The sequence below is a fragment of the Natronococcus sp. CG52 genome (assembly GCF_023913515.1).
GTDB classification, from domain to species: Archaea; Halobacteriota; Halobacteria; order Halobacteriales; family Natrialbaceae; genus Natronococcus; species Natronococcus zhouii.
In genome coordinates this window covers 3,159,138-3,179,875 of record NZ_CP099391.1, presented here as the reverse complement: position 1 = coordinate 3,179,875, position 20,738 = coordinate 3,159,138, and the positions used below count along the sequence as shown (strand labels likewise).

Annotated in this window: 17 protein-coding genes; 10 read left to right on the top strand and 7 right to left on the bottom strand. The window is 65.7% G+C overall.

Translation table 11 applies throughout. The features are described from left to right. Positions 1–3: 3 nt before the first annotated feature. Both lwrS and NED97_RS15935 read left to right on the top strand, forming a co-directional pair. Positions 4–402, top strand: coding sequence for an LWR-salt protein (lwrS, locus tag NED97_RS15940; RefSeq protein ID WP_252488004.1), 399 nt, complete (start codon positions 4–6; stop codon positions 400–402). A 220-nt stretch (positions 403–622) separates the two neighbouring features. Next, positions 623–2,773, top strand: coding sequence for a hypothetical protein (locus NED97_RS15935; protein WP_252488003.1), 2,151 nt, complete (start codon positions 623–625; stop codon positions 2,771–2,773). Here NED97_RS15935 and NED97_RS23475 read toward each other — a convergent pair whose 3' ends face one another. Continuing rightward, the gene (locus tag NED97_RS23475; RefSeq protein ID WP_455429876.1) at positions 2,774–2,857 is read right to left on the bottom strand and encodes a DUF7503 family protein; all 84 of its coding nucleotides are present in this window, start codon (positions 2,855–2,857) and stop codon (positions 2,774–2,776) included. It lies immediately after the preceding gene. 504 nt (positions 2,858–3,361) lie between these two features. Between NED97_RS23475 and NED97_RS15930 the strand changes: the two genes are divergently transcribed. From NED97_RS15930 to NED97_RS15920, 3 genes are all read left to right on the top strand, one after another. Continuing rightward, positions 3,362–3,991, top strand: coding sequence for an HAD family hydrolase (locus NED97_RS15930; RefSeq protein WP_252488002.1), 630 nt, complete (start codon positions 3,362–3,364; stop codon positions 3,989–3,991). A gap of 140 nt (positions 3,992–4,131) precedes the next feature. Beyond that, positions 4,132–6,468: an MEDS domain-containing protein gene (locus tag NED97_RS15925; RefSeq protein WP_252488001.1), complete on the top strand. Its 2,337-nt coding sequence runs from the start codon at positions 4,132–4,134 to the stop codon at positions 6,466–6,468. A 149-nt stretch (positions 6,469–6,617) separates the two neighbouring features. After that, complete coding sequence (locus NED97_RS15920; protein ID WP_252488000.1) at positions 6,618–6,911, top strand: HalOD1 output domain-containing protein; 294 nt, start codon at positions 6,618–6,620, stop codon at positions 6,909–6,911. An 81-nt stretch (positions 6,912–6,992) separates the two neighbouring features. Here the strand turns inward: NED97_RS15920 and NED97_RS15915 are convergent, their stop codons facing one another. Together NED97_RS15915 and NED97_RS15910 are read right to left on the bottom strand one after the other, a co-directional pair. Continuing rightward, positions 6,993–7,637, bottom strand: a complete 645-nt coding sequence (locus NED97_RS15915; RefSeq protein ID WP_252487999.1) for a helix-turn-helix domain-containing protein — start codon at positions 7,635–7,637, stop codon at positions 6,993–6,995. A gap of 62 nt (positions 7,638–7,699) precedes the next feature. Next, complete coding sequence (locus NED97_RS15910) at positions 7,700–9,556, bottom strand: molybdopterin biosynthesis protein (RefSeq protein ID WP_252487998.1); 1,857 nt, start codon at positions 9,554–9,556, stop codon at positions 7,700–7,702. 100 nt (positions 9,557–9,656) lie between these two features. Between NED97_RS15910 and NED97_RS15905 the strand changes: the two genes are divergently transcribed. Next, on the top strand, positions 9,657–10,784 hold the full coding sequence (locus NED97_RS15905; RefSeq protein ID WP_252487997.1) for a serine hydrolase domain-containing protein: 1,128 nt from the start codon (positions 9,657–9,659) through the stop codon (positions 10,782–10,784). 565 nt (positions 10,785–11,349) lie between these two features. Here NED97_RS15905 and NED97_RS15900 read toward each other — a convergent pair. Beyond that, positions 11,350–12,630 carry a molybdopterin molybdotransferase MoeA gene (locus NED97_RS15900; protein WP_252487996.1) on the bottom strand — a complete coding sequence of 427 codons (1,281 nt, stop codon included), beginning with the start codon at positions 12,628–12,630 and terminating at the stop codon, positions 11,350–11,352. A 121-nt stretch (positions 12,631–12,751) separates the two neighbouring features. On the opposite strand from NED97_RS15900, the gene NED97_RS15895 reads away from it, so the two are divergent. Further along, positions 12,752–13,120 (top strand): Hsp20/alpha crystallin family protein, encoded by a 369-nt coding sequence (locus NED97_RS15895; RefSeq protein ID WP_252487995.1) that lies wholly within the window; start codon positions 12,752–12,754, stop codon positions 13,118–13,120. Positions 13,121–13,186: 66 nt separating this feature from the next. Next, positions 13,187–14,791 carry an ABC1 kinase family protein gene (locus tag NED97_RS15890; protein ID WP_252487994.1) on the top strand — a complete coding sequence of 535 codons (1,605 nt, stop codon included), beginning with the start codon at positions 13,187–13,189 and terminating at the stop codon, positions 14,789–14,791. A gap of 25 nt (positions 14,792–14,816) precedes the next feature. On the opposite strand, the gene NED97_RS15885 is transcribed toward NED97_RS15890, so the two are convergent. Continuing rightward, the gene (locus NED97_RS15885; RefSeq protein WP_252487993.1) at positions 14,817–15,068 is read right to left on the bottom strand and encodes a hypothetical protein; all 252 of its coding nucleotides are present in this window, start codon (positions 15,066–15,068) and stop codon (positions 14,817–14,819) included. Positions 15,069–15,299: 231 nt separating this feature from the next. On the opposite strand from NED97_RS15885, the gene NED97_RS15880 reads away from it, so the two are divergent. Together NED97_RS15880 and NED97_RS15875 are read left to right on the top strand one after the other, a co-directional pair. After that, positions 15,300–16,367, top strand: a complete 1,068-nt coding sequence (locus NED97_RS15880; protein WP_252487992.1) for a hypothetical protein — start codon at positions 15,300–15,302, stop codon at positions 16,365–16,367. Between the two features lie 581 nt (positions 16,368–16,948). Next, positions 16,949–18,019, top strand: a complete 1,071-nt coding sequence (locus NED97_RS15875) for an aminotransferase class I/II-fold pyridoxal phosphate-dependent enzyme (RefSeq protein WP_252487991.1) — start codon at positions 16,949–16,951, stop codon at positions 18,017–18,019. 4 nt (positions 18,020–18,023) lie between these two features. Here NED97_RS15875 and NED97_RS15870 read toward each other — a convergent pair whose 3' ends face one another. Beyond that, positions 18,024–19,322 (bottom strand): outer membrane protein assembly factor BamB family protein, encoded by a 1,299-nt coding sequence (locus NED97_RS15870; protein WP_252487990.1) that lies wholly within the window; start codon positions 19,320–19,322, stop codon positions 18,024–18,026. 102 nt (positions 19,323–19,424) lie between these two features. Then, positions 19,425–20,702 (bottom strand): outer membrane protein assembly factor BamB family protein, encoded by a 1,278-nt coding sequence (locus NED97_RS15865; protein ID WP_252487989.1) that lies wholly within the window; start codon positions 20,700–20,702, stop codon positions 19,425–19,427. Positions 20,703–20,738 lie beyond the last annotated feature (36 nt).

Here is a 20,738-nt window from a genome sequence, read left to right as displayed (position 1 = left end):
GCGATGGACGCCGAATACGTCTTCCGCGTCACCCTTCGTCTCGAGCCCGCCGCGGAGTCGATCCGCGTCGATACGGGATCCGCCGAGACGACGGTCACGGTCTCTCGAGACGCCCCCGAGCCGGGCACCGAGGGCTGGCTGTTCTTCCGAAACACGCTCTGGCGCGGCGAGGTCGGCGACCAGCGGTACGCCAGACGGCTGGCCGCGGACTGGCTCGGCGAACCGCTCGGCGCGGTCGAGTCCGTCGAGTTCCGCGAATTTCAGACCGACGAGGTGTACTTCGACGCGATGAAAGCCGAGATCGCGTCGGACCTCGAGGCGTTCAAGGCTGACAACGTGTCCGAAGTCCTCTCGAAGTACTTCGGCTCGAGTGTTCGACTACCTAGCGACGCGGACGAGTAGTCCGGATCGGCTCGGGACCGGAAGCGGCGGTCGGATAGAACCACCGTGAGGCAGTAATTCGAACTCCGTTACCCAAGCGAACGGCGTCGGGGGCGCGGACTTCGCCGGTACGTTCGTCGACGCGGTCAAATCCGGGTACGGACAGTATAATTTTACGGTCAGTAACACGTCTGTTATTATGTGGATGTGCATTTATCTCGGCAGTCCGTTAACGTAGACGATGAGTACACCGAACGAATCGCACGACGAACGAGACCGGGATGAAGCGGGAAGCGTTATCTCGTTCTCACCGGTGCAAAACGGCAACGGCGTCGAGGTTATCGATCTAATCGACCGTAATCGGTATACGCTCTGGATGGCCGATCCCGTATCGCCCGAAACGTTCGGTGTCGATCGATTTTCGTTTCCAGTCGACGGAGCCGTCGCGGTGACGACGACCGCGATCACGCTGCCGACCGTCGTTCCGGTGTACGTTCGTGACGAGTCCGGGTCGTTCCTGACCAAAATAGAGCAGTGCGCGTCCGAAGAACTTCCTGCTGACACCTACAGCCTCGAACTCGCCGCCCCGATCAAGCTCTATCTCCGGGCCTGCAGCAGCGTCACCGTCTCTTCGGATTCGATGCAGACCTACGTCGACTTCGACGGCGAGACCGAGGTGCTGGTCGGAGCGCGTTCGTATCGGAAAGAGCCGGCCGCGACGATCACGACGACGGACAAACCGCAGGATATGATGGCCGCCGTGTCGACGTTCGGGTCGGCGCTCGAGACGAGACGTCCCGAACGATCGTATCCCTCGTATCGCGGGCATCCGCCGACGATCCGGCGTGGAGAGGCGCTGCAGATCCCGTCCGATATGGACGCGCCCGATACGGGCGTTCGACTCGAAGTTCCGCCCGAGTACGGGTTGATCTACGCGGTCGCACCGCTCGTATACTATCTCGGAGCGGACCTCGTTCCGGCCGATGCGCCGCGATTAGTCACCGAGACCGGCTTCGAACGCGCGCTCAGCGAGCGTCACGATTTCGAGGAGGCGGTCGAACGAGCGTTGAAACGGGTGTTCTTCCTCGATTGCGTAGTCCGAACGGAAGGGATGCACCCGGTGGACTTACACGAGCGTCGAATGATCGAATCGCGGCTCGACTGCGATTTCGCTACCCTGTACGACCGCCCGCTCGCCGAGCGGATCGAGGCCTACTTCGACGTCCCGTTCTCGGTACTCGAACCGCAGATCCCCGACTGGAAACTCACCGCTCACGTCGAACCGGAGCCCGAGAACGTCGAAGCACTGCCGTTCGTCGCCCACCGTCTCGCCGTCGTACGCTCGTCCAGGGGAAGCGAAATAGCGCCCCCGGACGAACCGAAAGCGGTCATCGACGAGTTCCTTCGGAACGATAGCAGGACGCAGAATACGCGTCCTGCGTCGACCGCCGAAGCGTACGTTCAGCCGGAGCGAACGGATTCGCTCGAAGACGTGTGGATCGGTGACGGTACGCCGCTCGGGGCGAACAAAGCGCTGCTCAACGCGTATCAGAACCGTCTCGGCCGCAGTCCGACCGAGGACGATATCGAGATCACCGTCGTCTGTAACGATATCGACATCTCGAACCCCCTCGTCGAGACCGAGACCAGTATGGACGCCGAGCGAGATATCGTCGACGAAGTGTACGGTTCTCGCGCCGACCTCCCTTTTGACATCATCATCTACCGCGACCTGACGGTCGACGAGTTGCGCTCCGTGCTTCGCTCCTCGACCGATTTCCTCCACTATATCGGTCACATCGACGACGAGGGGTTCCGGTGCGTAGACGGAAAACTCGACGCCGCGACCCTCGAGGAGGTCGGGGCTGACGCGTTCTTCTTGAACGCCTGCCGGTCGTACAAACAGGGCCGCCATCTTATCCGGCGCGGCAGCATCGGCGGGATCGCCACGCTGAGCAACCTCGTTAACAGCGAGGCCATCGAGATGGGACAGACGCTCGCCCGCCTGCTCAACCGCGGGTTCCCGCTGTACGCAGCCCACGAGATCGCTCGCGACGTTATCCTGCTCGGGGGGCAGTACATCGTTCTCGGCGACGGCGGATTCGCGATCGCGCAAGCCGAGAGCACCGTACCGAACCTGTGCGAGATCGAACCCGTCGGCGACGACTTCAAGGTCGAGATCAGGACGTACCCGACCACGCGACGGGGCATGGGAACGATGTTTATTCCGTATATCGAGTCGAATAGCGAGTACTTCCTGTGCGGGGGTGCGCTCGGGACGTTTCGCCTCTCGAGGGCCGAACTCCGGCGGTTCTTGGCGCTGGAAAACGTCCCCGTTCGAATCGACGAAGAATTACGTTGGAGTCACAGCATCGACGCCGCGACTCTTTGATCAGAAGACGGCACCGCCGTTCGCCGCCGCCGCGTTCCCCGCCTGCGTGAGGAGCACGCAGATCGTGAACAGCACTCCCAACATTCGCGGGTGATTTTTAAGGTACTCTGTGCACCGAGCGCCTGGCCGAGTCTGTGTTTCGGACATGGCAACCGCAGATGTGTTATCTGCTTCATTAAAAATTTCTAAATATTTCTATCTAGATGGGAGAAAATTACACGCGCGTATATTAGACAGAACAATAATTATAAATGTATCGCACCCAAGTATTATGTTAACGCAATCAGTTCTCATACTTTTTGATACCACTACCGAGATGAGAAACCGGGCGCGGTACCGGGGTGAACCGTCGATCGGTTAGCGTCTCTCGTGCGGGTCCGAGCGTTGGACGGCAGTATCCCCGAACGAGTTATCTCCATCCGCTGAGTTCGAACCGGAACGGGACAGCGGGTGTGACCGAACTCTTCGGAGAAACCGACGACGTCTCTCGTCTCGAGCGTTCGAGTTACCGACGGTTCCCCGCGAAGTATCGGATACCATACCCGAGCGACACACATTTACTGGAGAGTCCCGTAGGTAAACGTCCCAATGGTCTCCGAGTACGACTACTGGCTGCTCGATCTCGACGGGACGCTCGTCGACGTCGAGTGGTCGTACGCTCGGGAGGTGTTCGACCGAGTCGGCGATCGCATCGGCCGCACGTTCACGGACCAGGAGGCCGACATCCTCTGGAACGGCCTCACCGGCTCCCGTGACCGACAGCTCCTGGAGTGGGGTATCGAGCCCCGATCGTTCTGGGACGCGTTTCACGCCGAGGAGGATCCGCTGGTTCGGGCCGAGCAGACCTACCTCCACCCGGACGCCGCCTTCGTCGCCGATCTGGACGTTCCGGTCGGACTCGTCACGCACTGCCAGGAGTTCCTCTGCGAGCCGGTGCTCGACCACGTCGGCATCCGCGACTGGTTCGACGTCCGACTCTGCTGTACCGAGGAAACCGGCTGGAAGCCCGATCCGGCTCCCGTCGAGTCAGTCGTGCGCGATCTCGGCGTCGCTCACAACGGTCACAGGGGCGTGCTGGCCGGCGACGGCGCGAACGACGTCGGTGCCGCCTGGAACGCGGGCCTCGACGCGATCCACGTCGAACGCGTCGGCCACGAGCGCCGCGGACAGTGCGTTCTCGGGGATTACCGCGTCCAGTCGTTCGACGAACTCTACTGAGCGGTCCGGCGGCTCGATTCCGACACGCGGACGGTGATTTCGGGGTTTGCGTTCCCGTGGCTACCGCTCCTCCGTTCCGTCACATCCCAACTTCCGGGAATAACGTTTAAGAACTCGCGTGTGCAGGTACGTTACTATTAATGGCTTCTCCGTCTTCTCCATCCCTCTCGTTTCGGGAACTCGAAGCCGATGATGATCATCACGATCACTTCGCTCTGCTGTACGAGACGCGATCGGAGCAGTTCGCAGTCGCCGTTCCGTTCGTCAAGCGCGGGCTCGACCGGGGCGAACGGGTCATCTACGCCGTCTCGCAGAATTCGAAACCGGAAGTCACCGAGGCGCTGCGCGACGGCGGTATCGCCGTCGATGACGCTCGCGAGTCCGGCGCGCTCTCGATCGTCGGCCTAAGTGAGATCTACCCGATCGGCGCCGAGTTCGAGGCCGAAGGAATGATCGCCGATATCGAAGCGCTCGTCGAGAGCGTCGACGAGGACCGATACGAGGGGGTCCGTATCACGGCCGAGACGACTGGATTGCTCGAGCGAGGTGTCGACCCGGACGAATTACTCGCGTACGAAGACGCCGTCAACGAACTCTTCCCCGAAATGCCGCACGTCGCCCTCTGTCAGTACGATCGAACGCAGCTCTCGCCGGCGGTCGCGGAGGGGATCGTTCGGCACCACCCGTTGCTCGGCTACCGGAAGACCGTCGGAGCCAACGCGTACTACGACCCGTCCGTCGCCGAAACCGCTGATTCGCGCGACGAAATCGGTGCGAAACTCGAGGCTCACCGCGAGAAGATCACGGCCGTCAGCGAGAGCCGACAGCAGGAGCGCGGAATCGCTGCCCTCTCCGAGGCGACCCAGCAGCTCTCCGAAGTCGACGGTGACGAGATCCCGTCGGTCGCGGCCGAGGCGAGTCGGCAGGCGGTCGACGCGCCGCTGGCGGCGTTCTGGCGATACGAACAGTGCGAGCAGGAACTCGAGCTCGCGGCGATCAGCGACCGGACCGCCGGGGACGCCGGCGATCTATCGCGGTTTTCCGACCAAGCGTGGGAGACCTTCGTCTCTCACGAGCGGACGCAGCGGGACGTCGACGGCCTCGGTCTCCCGGACGCCGACGTCCGACGGCTGACGTTCGTTCCCGTGACCGATGCGGGCGCCCTCGCGGTCGCGACGGAACGATTCGACGGACTCACCGACGACCAGTTGCGGATCACGCGCATTCTCGCGACCGCCGTTCACGCCGCGTTCGTGGAAGCGGCCAAGGACGACCGACTCGAGACCAGACGCGAGGAACTCGAGCGACTCCGAACCGTCAACACGCTCGTCCGGCAGGTGCTGCGGGCCATCGTCGACGGGTCGACTTGCGACGAGATCGAGACGCAGCTCTGCGAGTCGGTAACCGCGCACGATCCGTTCGCGTTCGCGTGGATCGGCGAGGTGGAGTCGGACGCCGAGACGGTGACGCCGCGTTCCTGGGCGGGCACCGACCAGGATTATCTGACTGACACCCTGGCGGCCGGCGTTTCCGACCCCGCAACGACGGCCAGCCGCGCAGGTGAGACCCGCGTCGTCCCCGCCGTCGCGGAGGACCTTCATACCGACGAGTGGCGCCGCGATGCGGTCGGTCGCGGCTTCCGATCGGTCGCGAGCGTGCCGATCGCCGACGCGGACGTCTCCTACGGTACCCTGACGGTGTACGCGACAGAGCCGGCGGTGTTCACCGAGTCGGTGTCGGAGATTCTAGACGAACTCGGGACCCTCGTCGGCCAACGGATCACCATGGTCGAACAGGAGGCCGCGTTCCGGGCTCGGGAGGGGCGATCGCTCGAGTTCGAACTCACGGCCTCGAACTTCCCGTTCGTCCAGCTCGCTGCATCCGCCGACTGTACGCTCGAGGTCGAGGACCTCGTCGTGAAAGACGACGATCACGTTCTGGCCGTCGCGACCGTGGACGGCGCGTCCCGCGACCGCGTTTCGGACGCCGTCGACGCCTCGGTAACGATCGATTCGGGCGACGTCGTCCACGAAACGGCCGACACGTACCTGCTCGACCTCGTCTTCACGCAGCCGTTCGTCGGCACCACGCTGGCGAACCACGGTGCGGTGCTCGAGTCGATAACAGCGACGCCGACCGCTGCCCGACTCGTCGTCTCCGAACCCGAACCGATGAACGGCCGACTCGTCCCGGAACTGATCGCCGACCGGTACCCCAAGCTGAAACTCCTGGCCAGGCGCGAGGAACGATCGCGGCCGACCGTGCCCGGCTCTCCGGCCGCAGCGTTTCGAGAGCGGTTGACCGAGCGCCAGCTCCAGGTCCTGCGAACGGCGTACCACGCGGGATACTTCGAATCGCCCCGCCACTGCACGGGAGACGAGGTCGCCGCCGCACTCGATATCTCCTCGCAGGGTTTTTACCAGCACATGCGACGCATCCAGCAGACGCTGATCGAAGCGACTCTCGAGGAACCGTAGCACGGCCTCGTTACGGAGGTGACTGAATAGTCAACTCGCTCCGATCGGTACGGGTTGGCTATCCCGCACGGAGATATATCCGATCTCGAGTGCAGACAGTTACTGTCGAACCACCGTATGGCGACACGTCGCGTTCCGATGGGTCTACTATGTGTGCGAACCACCAGAAACAACTCGAATGGGAGGAGGAACCGAGTACTGCGATTATCACTGCAGTTGCGGCACTTGCCGGCGTTCCGGCCGACGAGTTACCGCCGCTCTACGGGTACGTCGATCCGGATGCACTCGACGGACTCTTCGACTCCGCCGACGCCAGGTCGGACCTACAACTGTCGTTTTCGTATCTGGATTACGACGTAATCGTTTCCCAGGAGAGGGAAATCGTCATCACGAACGTGAACGGGGACGCGAGCGTGACGTGCTCTCAGCCGGCGGACGAGTAGTGGCGGGGACGAGGCCGAACGCAAAACGCTGTCACGCGGGGGAGTCGATTCGACGGCGAGGAACGTTTCGAAAGCTCTCGATCACGGCTGTTCGCCCACCGGCTGTACCTCTTCGTGAACGAGCGTCTCGTAGGCGCGGCGCAATCGCTCGGACAGCGCCTGATGAGAGATCCCGAGTTCGGCTGCAAGTTCCTCCATCGAGATCTCCCGCGGGATCTCGAAGTAGCCCCGCTCGAGCGCGGACTCGAGCGCTTCCTTCTGTTCCGGTGTGAGGCGCGTATCCGACGGAGAGGCCGTCGTCACGTCGGTTACCCGCCGAAGGTCGACGCTGACGCCCTGTTCGACGAGTCGATCGTGGACGCCACAGAGCGTTTCGCGGTCCCGGTACCGCACCCGCGCCTGCCACCAGCCGTTCGTCGCCCAGGCCTCGAGCAGCGACCCCCCTTCGACGACCAGTTTGTCACACAGCGTTTCCGTCTCGTCGGTGAACGTCACGTCGTACAGCAGTCGATCACCCGTCTCGACGAGGAGGTCGTACGTCTCGACGGACGGATCGCTGTCGAAGGCGGCAGCGATACTCGCCTGGTCGACGTCGGCGACCCAGAGACAGGGCTGCGTCCGCGAGACGGCCGACTCGAGTTCGATCGTCGCGTCGGGTATCCGATCGAACGTTTCCGCGAGTGTCGTGTCTGCAGCCGGAACCCGAAACTCGGCTATAGTCGACATCACGATCCGTACACCGCGCGGTGTAAAAACCGCTGTTCAGGCGCTCCTGACTGTCTCTCTCGCTAACTCGCGTCCGAAATCCCCTCGAGTGCGGCCGCGAACTCGCGGACGCCGGGCTTCTCGCGGCGGTCCGGGTTCGCGAGGACGGACACTCGCTGGGTGCCGAGCGGGACGAACGCGAGGTCGAGGCGGTCGGCGGTCTCTCGAAGACCGAGCGCGGCGTCGGCCTCGCCCGCCATAACCTTTCGTGCGGGACTCTCGTGGGCGCGCAGACCGAGGTCGAACCCGGCGATCGAGTCGACGATCTCGTGGCGGTCGACGCCGCGATCGTCTGCAAGGCTGGCCACCGCGGTCCCGAGACTCGAGCGCAGTCCGGAGTCGGTCGTCCGGTTGACGAATCGGAGCTCGTCGTCGACCAGGTCGGCGAGTCCCTCGATCCGATCGGGGTTGCCGGGACGAGCGAGCAGCCCCCACTCGCGCTCCCAGCCGCCGAGTTCCGCCGCCTCGACGTCCCGATCGATCGGACCGGCGACGACGGCGACGTCGGGGACACCCTCCCGGAGGCGTCGCAGGCCGGGGCGGGAGCCGACCGAGAGGTAGCGCGGGTTCTCGAGGCCGTCGAGCAGTCGGGAAAGCGTCGGGTCGTCCTCGCCGACGCCGAGCAGCGTCGGCGGCCGGACGTCCGGCGAGAACAGCGAGACGGTGACGGACTCGTCGACCTCGAGGTAGTCGGTTTCGGCGTCGACCTCGACGACGCCGTCGGCCTCGGCGAGACTGGTCGTCGCGCCGCTGCCCTTGTCGACGGGGTAGACGAGGGTCTCGCCGTCTCCGTCGGTAACGACCCCCACCGGCATAAGTCGCATTCGGCCTTCGCCGTAGCGCTCCTGTCTGGCCATTCGGCCCGTGATCGTCGCGGTTTCCGTCTCCGGCAGCCCGGCCGCCTCGCGGATCGCCGGCGCGACGAACGTCCGAAAGACCATCATCGCGGAGACGGGATAGCCCGGCAGTCCGATGTACGCCGAGCCGTCCAGCCGTCCGACGAGCATCGGCTTCCCCGGCTTGACGCCGACGCCGTGGAGCAGCAGTTCGCCCTGCTCTTCGATCACGCGGTAGATGACGTCGACCGCGCTCGCGCTGGTCGACCCGGAGGAGAGCACGAGATCGCACTCCTCGGCCGCCTCCCGAAGCACGCGCTCCATCTCCGCCTGTTCGTCGCCGGCGTGGGGGTAAAGTACGGCCTCGCCGCCGGCGTCCTCGACGCCCGCGGCGATCGTGTAGCTGTTGACGTCGTAGATCTCGCCGCGCTCGCTCTCGAGGTCTTCGCCGGGGCGGACGAGTTCGTCCCCGGTCGAGACGATTCCGACCTGCGGCTTCGCTCGGACCGGGACCTCGTCGATCCCGAGCGCCGAGAGGAGGCCGATATCCCGGGGCGTGATCCGCGTTCCCGGGCCGAGCGCCCGCTCGCCGGCGGCGACGTCGGCTCCGGCGAACATGACGTTGTCGCCGGGGGCGACGGAGGTCCGGATCAACGCGTCGTTCCCTTCCATATCCGTCCGTTCGACCGGAACCATCGCGTCCGCGCCTGGGGGCATCACCGCGCCGGTCGAAATCTCGACGGCCTCGCCCTCGCCGAGGGTTACGTCGGGCTTCTCCCCGGCGTGAACCTCGCCCGTTACCTCGAGTTCGGCGGGGTCCGCCTCGTCGGCCCCGAACGTGTCTCTCGCGCGAAGCGCGTAGCCGTCGAGGCTCGCCCGGTCGAACCCCGGTACGTCGAGTTCGGCGTCCAGTCGCGCGACGAGTACTCGGCCGCGGGCCTCCGACAGCGAGACGCGGTCGACGCCGCCCTCGAGCGACAGCGAGCGGATCGCCTCGCGCGCTTCCTGCGGGGAGACGAGATCGCGAAACTCCTTGCGGTCCATACCGCCACTTGACGGGCCGGGGCTAAAAACGTCGGTCGATCGGCGTGGTTCGCTGGTCTCGAGGGGAACGATTACAATACCGCCGCCAGTTGCATGACATATGTCACCTGTCACCGAAGCGGATCGCGAGCGGATCGCCGCCCTCTTCGACCGACACCTCGAGGTCGGACTCCACCACGGCGCCCAGCTGGCCGTCTTCGCGGACGGCGAGTCCGCGATCGACCTCGCGGGCGGGACGACAGGCCCCGACGGCGGGGAGACGACGCCGACGACGCGCCATCTCCTGTTTTCCTGTACGAAACCGTACGCCGCGGTCGCGCTGCACGCGCTCGCGGACGACGGAAAGATCGCCTACGACGACCGGGTGGTCGATCACTGGCCCGGGTTCGCCGACGACGGGTCGACGAAGGCCGAGATCACCGTCAGGCAGGTGCTCAGCCACACGGCCGGCCTCCCGCGGGGGGAGATCGACGACCGACCCGACCTCTGGACCGACTGGGCCACCGTCGTCGAACACCTCGAGGAGATGGAGCCGGTCTTCCCGCCGGGCGAACGGCCGGCCTACCACGCGCTCACGTTCGGCTGGCTCGTCGGCGAACTCGTCCGCCGGGTGTCCGGGGCGCGGGTCGACGAGGTCGCCGCCGAGCGCGTCTTCGACCCGCTCGGGATGACCGATACCGGAATCGGACTCCGCGAGCACGAACCGGACGACGTCGCCACGCTCGTCGCCTTCGACGAGTTCGACCGCTGTCGCGACCCCGGCGAGGGGTTGGGCGACCACACCGTCGTCGCGGCGCCGTTCAACACCGAGGCGATCCACCGGGCCGTCATTCCCGCCGCGAACGGGATCGGTACCGCTCGAGACATGGCGCGCTTCTACGCCTGTCTGGCGAACGGCGGCGAGCTCGAGGGCAGCCGAATCCTCTCGGAGTCGACTGTCGACGAGATGACGACGGTCCAGGCGGAGACCGAATCCGACGGCACGCTCTCGCGGGAGGCGCGGTTCGCGCTCGGGTTCTGGAAGGGCGGGACGACGGTCGCTCCGTACGGCTCTCTCAGCCCCGAACGAGTCTTCGGTCACGCTGGGCTGGGAAGCAGCGTCGGCTGGGCGGATCCCGAGGAAAACGTCGCGTTCTCCTACGTCACCAACGGCGTTCGCGACGGCTCCTACGAGCACGTCGCCCGGGTGAACGCGCTCGCGGACGCGGTTCGGCTGGCGCTGCAGTAGCGGACGTCTCGTCGCTCGCTCGTTACCGGTCGGCACTAGCGTGGTTTCGCTGTTCAGAACCGCTCGTGAAACGCCCGTTACGGACAGGCGAACCCTGTATCGCCCGAACCGACCGATCCACGTCGCGGTGGCGCGCGCTGTCGATCGGGTTCGAGCGAAGCGAGGTGCGAGCACCTCGGAAACGAACGGCGACCACAGGGAGCCGTGAGCACAGCGAGAACCGAGCGCCGACACTGTGCGAGGCCTTCGCGAGTGGAACGAGCGAAGTCGTTCGAGGCGGCTTTGCCGCCTCGTGATGACGAAAATCCCTGATTTTCGAGGAGCTCGTCAGAGCTTGCTCTGACGGCGGATGAGTGAGCGAACGTGGAGAAACGACCCGTGATCGAACGAATCGGCTGGGGAGGACGTGGCGATCCCCTGTCGCCAGTTCGGACAGGACGCTCGAATTCTCGGCTACTCCGTCAAAGACAGCAATGGTACGTTCGCATCCTCTCGGTAACAAACTACCCGATCTGAATTCGGACGGGGTGTTTCACACCGAGAAGACCGTTACCAGTATCTACTGTTACGCGTTCGGCTCCCAGTCCTGGACCGCGACCGTTTCCCCTTCGGGAATTCCCTCGCGTTCGTCGTCGACGACGACCCAGCCGTCGGCCAGGGCGACGCTCGAGAGCACTCCGGACCCGCTCGCTCGCGTCGGAGTCGCGCGGTAGGCCGGCTCGCCGCGCTCGAGATCAGCTTCGTCGCGTTCCTCGAGTTGCACCCGCGCGAACGTCCGCGTGCCGGGCTCGCTCGGGATCTTTCGCTCGAGGACGGCCTGCGTCGTCGGGTGGGGTTCGGGGGTCGTTCCCTCGAGCCAGCGCAGGGTCGGCCGGAGGAACTGGACGGCGTTGACGATACAGGCGACGGGATAGCCCGGCAGCGCGAGGACGGGCGTCTCCTCGACGACGCCGAGACAGACCGGGTGGCCGGGTTTGAGACCGACGCCGTGGACGATCACCTCGCCGAGCTCGTCGATCACTTCGGGTAGCAGGTCCCGTTCACCCACGGAGGAGCCGCCGGTCGTGACGACGACGTCCTTCGTGAGATCGCGCTGGATGGCGACCCGCAGCGACTCGGCGTCGTCGGTGACGACGTCGCGATAGGTCGATCTCCCGTCCCAGCGGTCGACCATCCGAGAGACGGTGAGGCCGTTGGTCTCGATGACCTCGCCGGGGCCGGGATCGCCCTCGACGAGTTCCTCGCCGGTCGGGATCACGCCGACGGTCGACCGCTGGGCGACCTCGAGGCGGGTGTAGCCGACCGACCGCAGGAGACCCAGGTCCGAGGGGCGAAGGCGGTGACCCGCGTCGTAAAGTCGCCGTCCCTCCTCGACGTCCTCGCCGACGGGTGCGACGTTCTCGCCCTCCGCCACCGCGTCACCGACCTCGAGTTCGCCGAGATCCTCGAGTTCCTCGACGTATTCGATCATCACGACGGCGTCGGCGCCGTCGGGGAGAGCGCTCCCCGTGTGGACCCGAACTGCTGTCCCGGGTCCGACCGACCCGTCCCGATCGCCGATTCGGAGCACCTCGGGAGAGCGGTCGCTCGCACCGAAGGTGTCCGCCGCCCGGACGGCGTAGCCGTCCATCGCCGCTCGCTGGTAGTGAGGGACGTTCCGTGCGGCGGTGACGGGTGCCGCGAGGACCCGTCCGTCGGCTCGCTCGAGCGGTACCGTCTCGGTTCCCGTCGGTGGATCGCTCGCTTCGCCGTCGAGGACGGCCTCCTCGAGCGTTCGGCGCGCCTCGTCGACGGGCGTCCGTACCTTGAACCCCGCCTCCTTGCGCTCGCGGTCGGCTCCTTCCATACCCTGACTCGGGTCGGCGGGGCTCAAAAGGGTACGGGACGCCACCGGAGACGTCGCTGCGAGCGCTCCGGGATCGGCCGCTACCGCGGGCTTTTTCGTACCCGCGTCCGAATCCACGGCCATGTCAGCGCTCCGCGACGCGTTGCAGGATCTCTCCGAGGACGTCTTCTTCGATCTGCTCGAGAGCGAGGACGCGTATCTCCTCGTCCTCGACGTCCCGGGCGTCACGGCCGACTCGACCGACGTTACGGTCGCGGACGGACGCATCGCCATCGATGCACGCCGACAGAAGGACGCGGAGGACGAGTACCGATACATCGAGGAGAACAGACCGCTCCTCCTCGACGTCGATCTGCCGCTCCCCGACGACGCCGTCGGGGACGATGCGGAGGCGTCGGTCGAACGCGGCGTGCTCGAGTTGACGCTCCCCAAACGGTCGGGCAACGGTGAAACGACTATCGACGTCGTCGATCCGGACAACACGAGGTGACCGAGACTGGCATCTCTCCGCGCGTATCGGCGGTTCGTCGTCGTCGCGTGGCAGTTTCTCCCGCTGTTGCTGGCCTACGCGCGCGACCGGCGGCGATACCTGCTGTTCGGTCGACCGCGAAACGTCGATCCGGCCACCCGGCGCCACCGCGCCGAGGTTCTGCTCGAGTCGCTGCTGACGCTCGGGCCGACGTTCATCAAGCTCGGCCAGCTGCTGTCGACGCGACCCGACGTCCTGCCGCCGGAGTACATCGACGAACTCGCCGCGCTGCAGGACGAGGTGCCGCCGGCCCCCTGGCCCGAGGCGAGGACGGTCCTCGAGGACGAACTCGGTCCGGTGAAGGACCACTTCGACGAGTTCGACACCGACGCGATCAGCGGCGCGAGCCTCGGACAGGTGTACCGCGCCCGGGTCGACGGGAATCCCGTCGCCGTGAAGATTCGCCGCCCGAACATCGAGGAACTGGTCGAGGCCGACCTGCGGGTCGTCCGGTGGTCGCTACCGATTCTGCTGTACTTCGTCGACGAGTCCCGGTCGTTCTCGCTCGAGAACCTCGCCGACGAGTTCGCGAAGACGATCCGCGAGGAGATGGACTACGTGCGCGAGGCGACCATGCTGACCGAAATTCGGGAGAACTTCGCGGGCGACGACCGGTTCGTGATCCCGTCCGTCATCGAGCGCCACTCGGGCCCTCGGGTGCTCACGATGGAGTACATTCCCGGGACGAAGATCAACGACGTCGAGGCCCTCGACCGCAAGGGGATCGACCGGAGTCGGGTCGCGGAGAACCTCCAGCGGTCGTACCTCCAGATGATCGTCGACGACGGGGTCTTCCACGCGGACCCCCACCCCGGAAACCTCGCGGTGACCGACGACGGCGCGATCATCTTCTACGACTTCGGCATGTCGGGCCGGGTCGACGAGTTCGTTCAGGGGAAGATCGTCGAGTTCTACATCGCGGTCGCCAACCAGGACATCGACGCGATCCTGGACGCGCTCATCGAGATCGGCACGCTGAGCCCCGAGGCAGACCGGTCGGTGATGGCCGAGGTGATGGAGCTGGCCATCCAGGACGCCCGCGGTCAGGACATCGAGCAGTACCGCGTTCAGCAGATCGTCGGCCAGATCGAGGATTCGATCTACGAGTTCCCGTTCCGACTGCCGAAGAACCTCGCGCTCGTGCTGCGGGTCGCGACCGTCGTCGAGGGCGTTTGCGTCACGCTGGACGAGGACTTCGACTTCATCGCGACCGCGACCGACTACCTGACCGAACAGGGCTACCGCGAGGAGTCCGTTCGGAAGTATCTCGAGGAGACGGGCCAGCAGGTCCGCCGCTCCGGAGAGTCGCTGACTCGGATCGCGCCGAAGACCGAACGCGCGCTCGACCGACTCGAGCGGGACAACCTCTACGTCCGCATCGGCGTCGAGGACTCGGAGGGCGTCTTCGACCAGCTCGCAAGGCGGCTGGTCTACGGCATGCTCCTGACGATGTCGCTGTTCTCCACGGGGGTGCTGTACGCGCTCGAGACACCGGAGGGATCCCTCGTCGCGGCGGCCTTCTCTGCGGTCGTCCTCGTTCAACTCTACCGCTCGTTCCGCGAGCCGCGCTCGCTCCAGGCGAAGCCGCAGTTCACGCGGCAAAATCTTCGGCAGCGCCGTCGCGAGGAGTAACGGCGGCCTGACTGTCTCGGTTCGGCTACCGCCAAGAAACCCCGTATCGCCCTCGACAGTCGTCGCAGATCATCGCACGAAACCACTTCTGCTCGCCACAGGCGTGACAGAGCTGGAACCACTCGAACTCCAGGTCGATGCGGTCGTTCTCGAGGTCTGGTTCGCCGTCGTCCGCATCCCTTGCAGTCGATTCTGTCGATCGCGAGAGTTCGTCCGGATCGACCCAGACGATCGAGTGCTCCGAACGGCACCGCTCCCCTCCACCCCCCGTACCCATCATGACTGAAGTGTGAACTGTGTGGATAAATAACTAATTTTTCGTGCTCTTACGGATTTCTGAATTAAGGACTGGAAGGGTCGCACCCTCCGATTCTGTCAAGAACACGTCCGGTCTGGGGTTTCTCTTCAGGCAATATTTGGCGAGGGAAGAGTAAGATATCAAATCCGTAAAGCGACCGTCGAACCCTCGACTCTAACGTTCTTTTCGCTGGCCCTCGAGGAGTGATGTATGGAGTACGACCAGATCGCCGACCTTCCGCTGACGATCGACTCCGTCTCGAGGGACCGCCTCGAACGCGACACCTCGAGCGGCTTCACCCGCGTGACCACCGAGTTCGCGTTCGCCGGGCCCGGGCCGGATAGCGACCCTGTCGAGGGGGTAGGCGAGGACGTCACCTACGAGACCGACGAGCACGACGCGCTGGCCGAAACCGGACTGTCCGACCTGACCGGCGAGTACACGATCGACTCCTTTTCGAGTCACCTCGACGACATCGACTGCTTTCCGGCCGGCGCACCCGACCGCGAGGTCTTCCGCAACTACCGGCGGTGGGGACTCGAGAGCGCGGCGCTCGACCTCGCGCTCCGACAGGCCGAGACGGACCTGGCGTCGGCGCTCGGCGAACGGTACGAGCCCGTCCGCTTCGTCGCCAGCACGCGACTCGGCGACGAGCCGACGACGGATCGTATCGGCGACCTGCTCGAGGCCGTTCCCGGGCTCGAGTTCAAACTCGATCCGATTCCCGCATGGGACGCCGAGCTGGTCGAAGCGCTCGCGTCGACCGACGCCGTGCGCATCCTCGATCTGAAGGGACAGTACCACGGCACCGAGGTCGACGTCGAGGCCGATCCCGAACTCTACGAACTGGTGCTCGAGGAGTTCCCAGACGCCGTGGTCGAAGATCCCGCGCTAGAGTCGGCGACGGAGCCGCTGTTCGACGATTCCCGGGTTCGAGATCGGGTGTCCTGGGACGCGCCGATTCACGGACTGGCCGACGTCGAGGACCTGCCGTGGGAGCCCCGGTGGCTCAACATCAAACCGTCGCGCTTCGGCTCGCTCGAGTCGCTGCTCGAGACGGTATCGTACTGTCGGGAGCGCGGCATCCGGCTGTACGGCGGCGGCCAGTTCGAACTCGGCGTGGGTCGAGGCCAGATCCAGGCGCTCGCCTCGCTGTTCTACCCCGACACGCCGAACGACGTCGCGCCGGGAGCGTACAACGATCCCGAGGTCGGGGACGGGTTGCCGGCGAGTCCGCTCGAGCCGCCGGCCGAACCGCTCGGATTCCGGTGGTCCTGACGGCTCCTCGCAGCGGTGAGCCGTATGGGACGGAGTAGCGATGAACGAGGGTCCGACTCGAGCAGACCGAGCGATGCCGCGGTGGCGCGCGCTGGCTGAAGGGCGAGCGACGCGAGGCGCGACCCCTCAGCCGAAATTGCGCGAGGTCTTCGTGAATAGCGCGGGACCTTCGGTCCCGCGTACCGTGCGAACGGGCAGTGCGCGGCACTACGTGCCGCGACTGTCGGGACGGCTTTGCCGTCCCGCAACGCCCGTGAGCAGACGAAGTGAGCGAACGGCTCGGAAGACGCGAGGCGTCTTCCGGTGGATGAGCGAGTGAGCGAAGGCGAACGAGCGAAGACCTCGCACAGAGTCGTCGATCAGTTCCCGCTGTACTCGCGGTTCCTGCCGGTCACCGCTCGTTTTTCGAGGTGCTCGCACGCTCGCACCTCGCTTCGCTCGAACGTGATTGACAGCGCGCGCCGCCGCGACGTGGTTCGAGTTGGTCGAAACGGGCCATCGTTCGCGGTCTCTCCTAGCGGATTCGACATCTCGCTTCCGAATGAACAACCCGTATTACGAACTGCCGCCAACGCTTCCGTATGCAGATCGATACCTTCGGCCTCGAGCGCTGGTTCGCCGAGTACGAACACGAGGCGGACGTCATGCTCGCCGAGAGCGGCGTCCGAAGCCTCTCGACGGACCGCTTCGACACAGATCCCGGCGAACTCGGCTACGTGATCCCGACGAACGGCGATCCGGACTTCCGTGCGGAACTCGCCGACCGCTACGACCGCGAGGCCGACGAGGTGCTGTGCACCTGCGGGACCCAGGAGGCGAACTTCCTGGCGTTCCTCTCGACGCTCCAGGAACGGAACGCGCACGCGGTCGTCGTCACCCCGACCTACCAGGCGCTCCACGCCGTGCCGAAGTCCGTCGGTGAGGTCACGACGGTTTCGCTCGAGCCGCCGAACTGGGAGCTCTCGGTCGACGCCGTCGCCGACGCGATCCGGCCCGAGACGGAACTGATCGTGTGCAACAACCCGAACAACCCGACCGGACGGTACCACCCGCTCGAGAAAGTCGAGGCCCTGTACGACCTGGCCGAGGACAACGGTGCCTACCTGCTCTGTGACGAGGTGTACCGCCTGCTGGCCGAGGATCCCCTCCCGCCGGTTGCGAGCCTGGGACCGCACGGGCTCTCGACGGCGAGTCTGTCGAAAGCCTACGGGCTCGCGGGCCTGCGTTTCGGCTGGCTCGTCGGGGACGCCGACCTGCTCGAGACGGCCTGGAACTGGAAGGATTACACGACCATCTCGCCCTCCATCTTCGGCCAGCACGTCGCGAAGCAGGCTCTCGGCGAGCGGGAGGAGGAGATCCTCGCGGAGAACCGCGCGCTCGTCGCCGACCACCGCGATCGAGTGCAAGAGTTCCTCGAGAAACACGGCCTCGGGTGGTACGACCCCGTCGGCGTCAACGGCTTCGTGACGGTTCCCGACGGCTTCGAGACCGGTAAGGAGTTCTGCCGCGCGGTCCTCGAGGAGGGCGTCGTCCTCGCGCCCGGCGAGTTCTTCGGCCACCCGGACCGGTTCCGGATCGGGTTCGGGCTCCCGGCGGAAGAACTCGAGGAAGGGCTGACCCGGATCGAACGCGCGCTCGAGGGTAGTCGTTAGAAGATTATCCCTGACGGAGACAGCGGTCGAGCACTTCGGTTTCACAGGTGGTCAACCCGTACAGCGTCGGGCCCGTGTTTACGTAGAGCCAGCCGCCCGCGAGGGCGACGGAACTCTCGGTATCCCGATCGGTCTCGTACCGGCTGAGAACCGATCCGTCGGAGCGGTCGAGCACGAACACGTCGGAGCCGGCGGCGTAGATCCGATCTCCGACGACGGCCGGGGCTCCGCTTCCGATCCGGCCCACCCCCGCCGGGGCCTGGTCGTCGGTCTCCTCCCAGAGCTGTGCTCCCGTTTCCGCATCCCGAGCGACGAGTCGTCCGAACGTCGGGTAGTAGACTTCCTTATCGGTCACTGCGAGGTGACGCGGCGCCCACGCATCCTGTCGCTCGTCCGTCACCGACCAGCGGACTTCTCCGGTATCGGCCTCGAGCGCGCTCGCGCCGAGTTCCTCGTCGTCGTAGTGGACGGTCGTCACGTAGACGGCCCCGTTCGCTACTGTCGGCGCACTGTCGACGGGAACCGACTCGCGCCACAGTTCGGTTCCGTCGCTCGCGTCGAGCGCCATGACGCCTTCGTCGTACGCCGCGAGGTAGACGACGCCGTCGGCGACCGCGGGCGAGTAAACGAGTCGTCCGTCCCACGCCGAGAACTCGTGACGCCAGCGCTCGGACCCGTCCTCGAGGTCGACGGCGTAGAACGCCGGTTCGGTATCGTCCGTCGCGATCCGTCGATACCGCCCGACGTAGGCTGTTTCGGCGTCGACGGCCGGAGCGACCGGCTGGTAGCTGAGCTGTCCGTCGCCGACGTTGTCGAAACACCACCGCTCGGCGCCGTCGGTGCCGACCGCGCAGAGGCCGTTCGAAGTCTGGAGCAGGATTAGTTCCGTCTCCCGGGCGAACGCCAGCGAATCCGCGTGGTAGTACGTCCCGTGAGATTCTCGAGTCGTCGTCGCGGTCGCGCTCCAGCGGCGCTCGCCCGTTCCCGGATCCAGGGCGTCGATCGTGACGGTTCGCTCTCCCGCCGTCCCGGGTAGGGGACCGTTCGTATCTCCCACGTAGAGCGTGCCGTCCGCGAGAATCGGGGACGTTTCGGACCCGCGGCCGTCGGGGAGCGATCGCGTCCAGCCGTCGGCCAGTGGCGGTTCGGGGCCAGTGAACGCGTCGTCGACGGATCCGGTTCTAGCCCGATCGTATCCCCGCTGGGGCCACGAGACGGTTATCGTCGGATCGTCTCGGAGCGTCGAACAGCCGGCGAGCGCTGCGCTCCCGCAGGCCGCGAGGACGGCGCGTCTGGAGGGCATCTGTAGTAGTCGAGTGTCGACACCGACGAGTAATATTTTTTCTGTTAAGTTCTGGATCCCAACGGGTGGTTGCTCTAATAAAGGGGCCGGGACCGCGTTCGCTTACCGAAGACAGCGGCCGAACACTTCCGTTTCGCAGTCGGTGAGCCCGTACAGCGTGCGCCCGTTCGTGTTCGCGTACAGCCAGCCGTCGGCTACCGCGACCGAGTTCCGGACCGTTCCGGCGTTCAGTTCGTACCGCTCGAGGACCTCGCCGCTCTCCCGATCGAGCACGTAGACGCCCGACCCGCCGGCGTAGATGCGATCACCGACGACTGCTGGCGTGCCGCCGCCGATGAATTCTCCTTCCGCCTCGGGACGGCCGGCGTCGTCCTCCCAGAGCGGGGCTCCCGTCTCGATCTCTCGAGCGACGAGGCGGTCGTGTTCGGGGTAGTAGATGGCGTCGGGGGTCGCCGCGAGGTGGCGCGGCGCCCACGACTGTCCGGCGTCCCCGCGGGACCAGCGAACCTCGCCGGTGTCGGCCTCGAGTGCGACGACGCCGCTTTCGTCGTCCCGGTCCGTGCCGACGAAGACGGTCCCGTCCACGACGGTCGGCGTGCTGTTGACGGGAATCGACGAGCGCCAGCGCTCGGATCCGTCGTCCGCGTCGAGCGCCTTGACGCCGTCGTCGTACGCCGCGAGGTAGACGACGCCGTCGACGACGGCCGAGGAGTAGACGCTGCGACTCTCCCACTCCGAGAACTCGTGGCGCCAGCGCTCGGATCCATCTTCGCGGTCGACCGCGTAGAACACCGACTCGTACTCGTCCCGCGATTGTCGGTAGTGACCCACGTAGACGGCGTCGTCGTCGAAACTCGGACTAACGGCTCTGATACTGAGATGACCGTCGCCGACGTTGTCGAATCGCCACCGCCGGTCGCCGTCGGTTCCGACCGCGTGGATGCCGTTCGCAGTCTGTACCAGTATCGTGTCGCCGGCGACGGCGAGCGAGTCGGCGTGGTACTCCGTTCCGCTGTCCTCCCGACTCGTCATCACTGCCGTCGTCCACTGTCGATCCCCCGTCTCGGGATCGAACGCGGCGACGGAAACGGTCCGTTCGCCGTCTCCGATCGGCGGTGGACCGTCCGTGTAGGCGATGTAGACCGATCCATCGGCGAGAACGGGTGACGTCGGGGTGCCGCCGTAACGAGGGTACTCGGCGGTCCAGCCGGTCGTCAGGGACGCATCGGGTCCCTCAAGATCCGCCGGATGGCCGGTCCGAGCGCTGTCGTATCCCTGCTGTGGCCACGACCCTGTCGTCTCGGACATCGTCTCGAACGCGCTACAGCCGGCGAGCAGTGCGCTTCCGCCGGTCGCGAGCACAGCGCGTCTGGTGAGCATGAGTGATATCAACGGTGTAAACTGCCGTGTAATAGC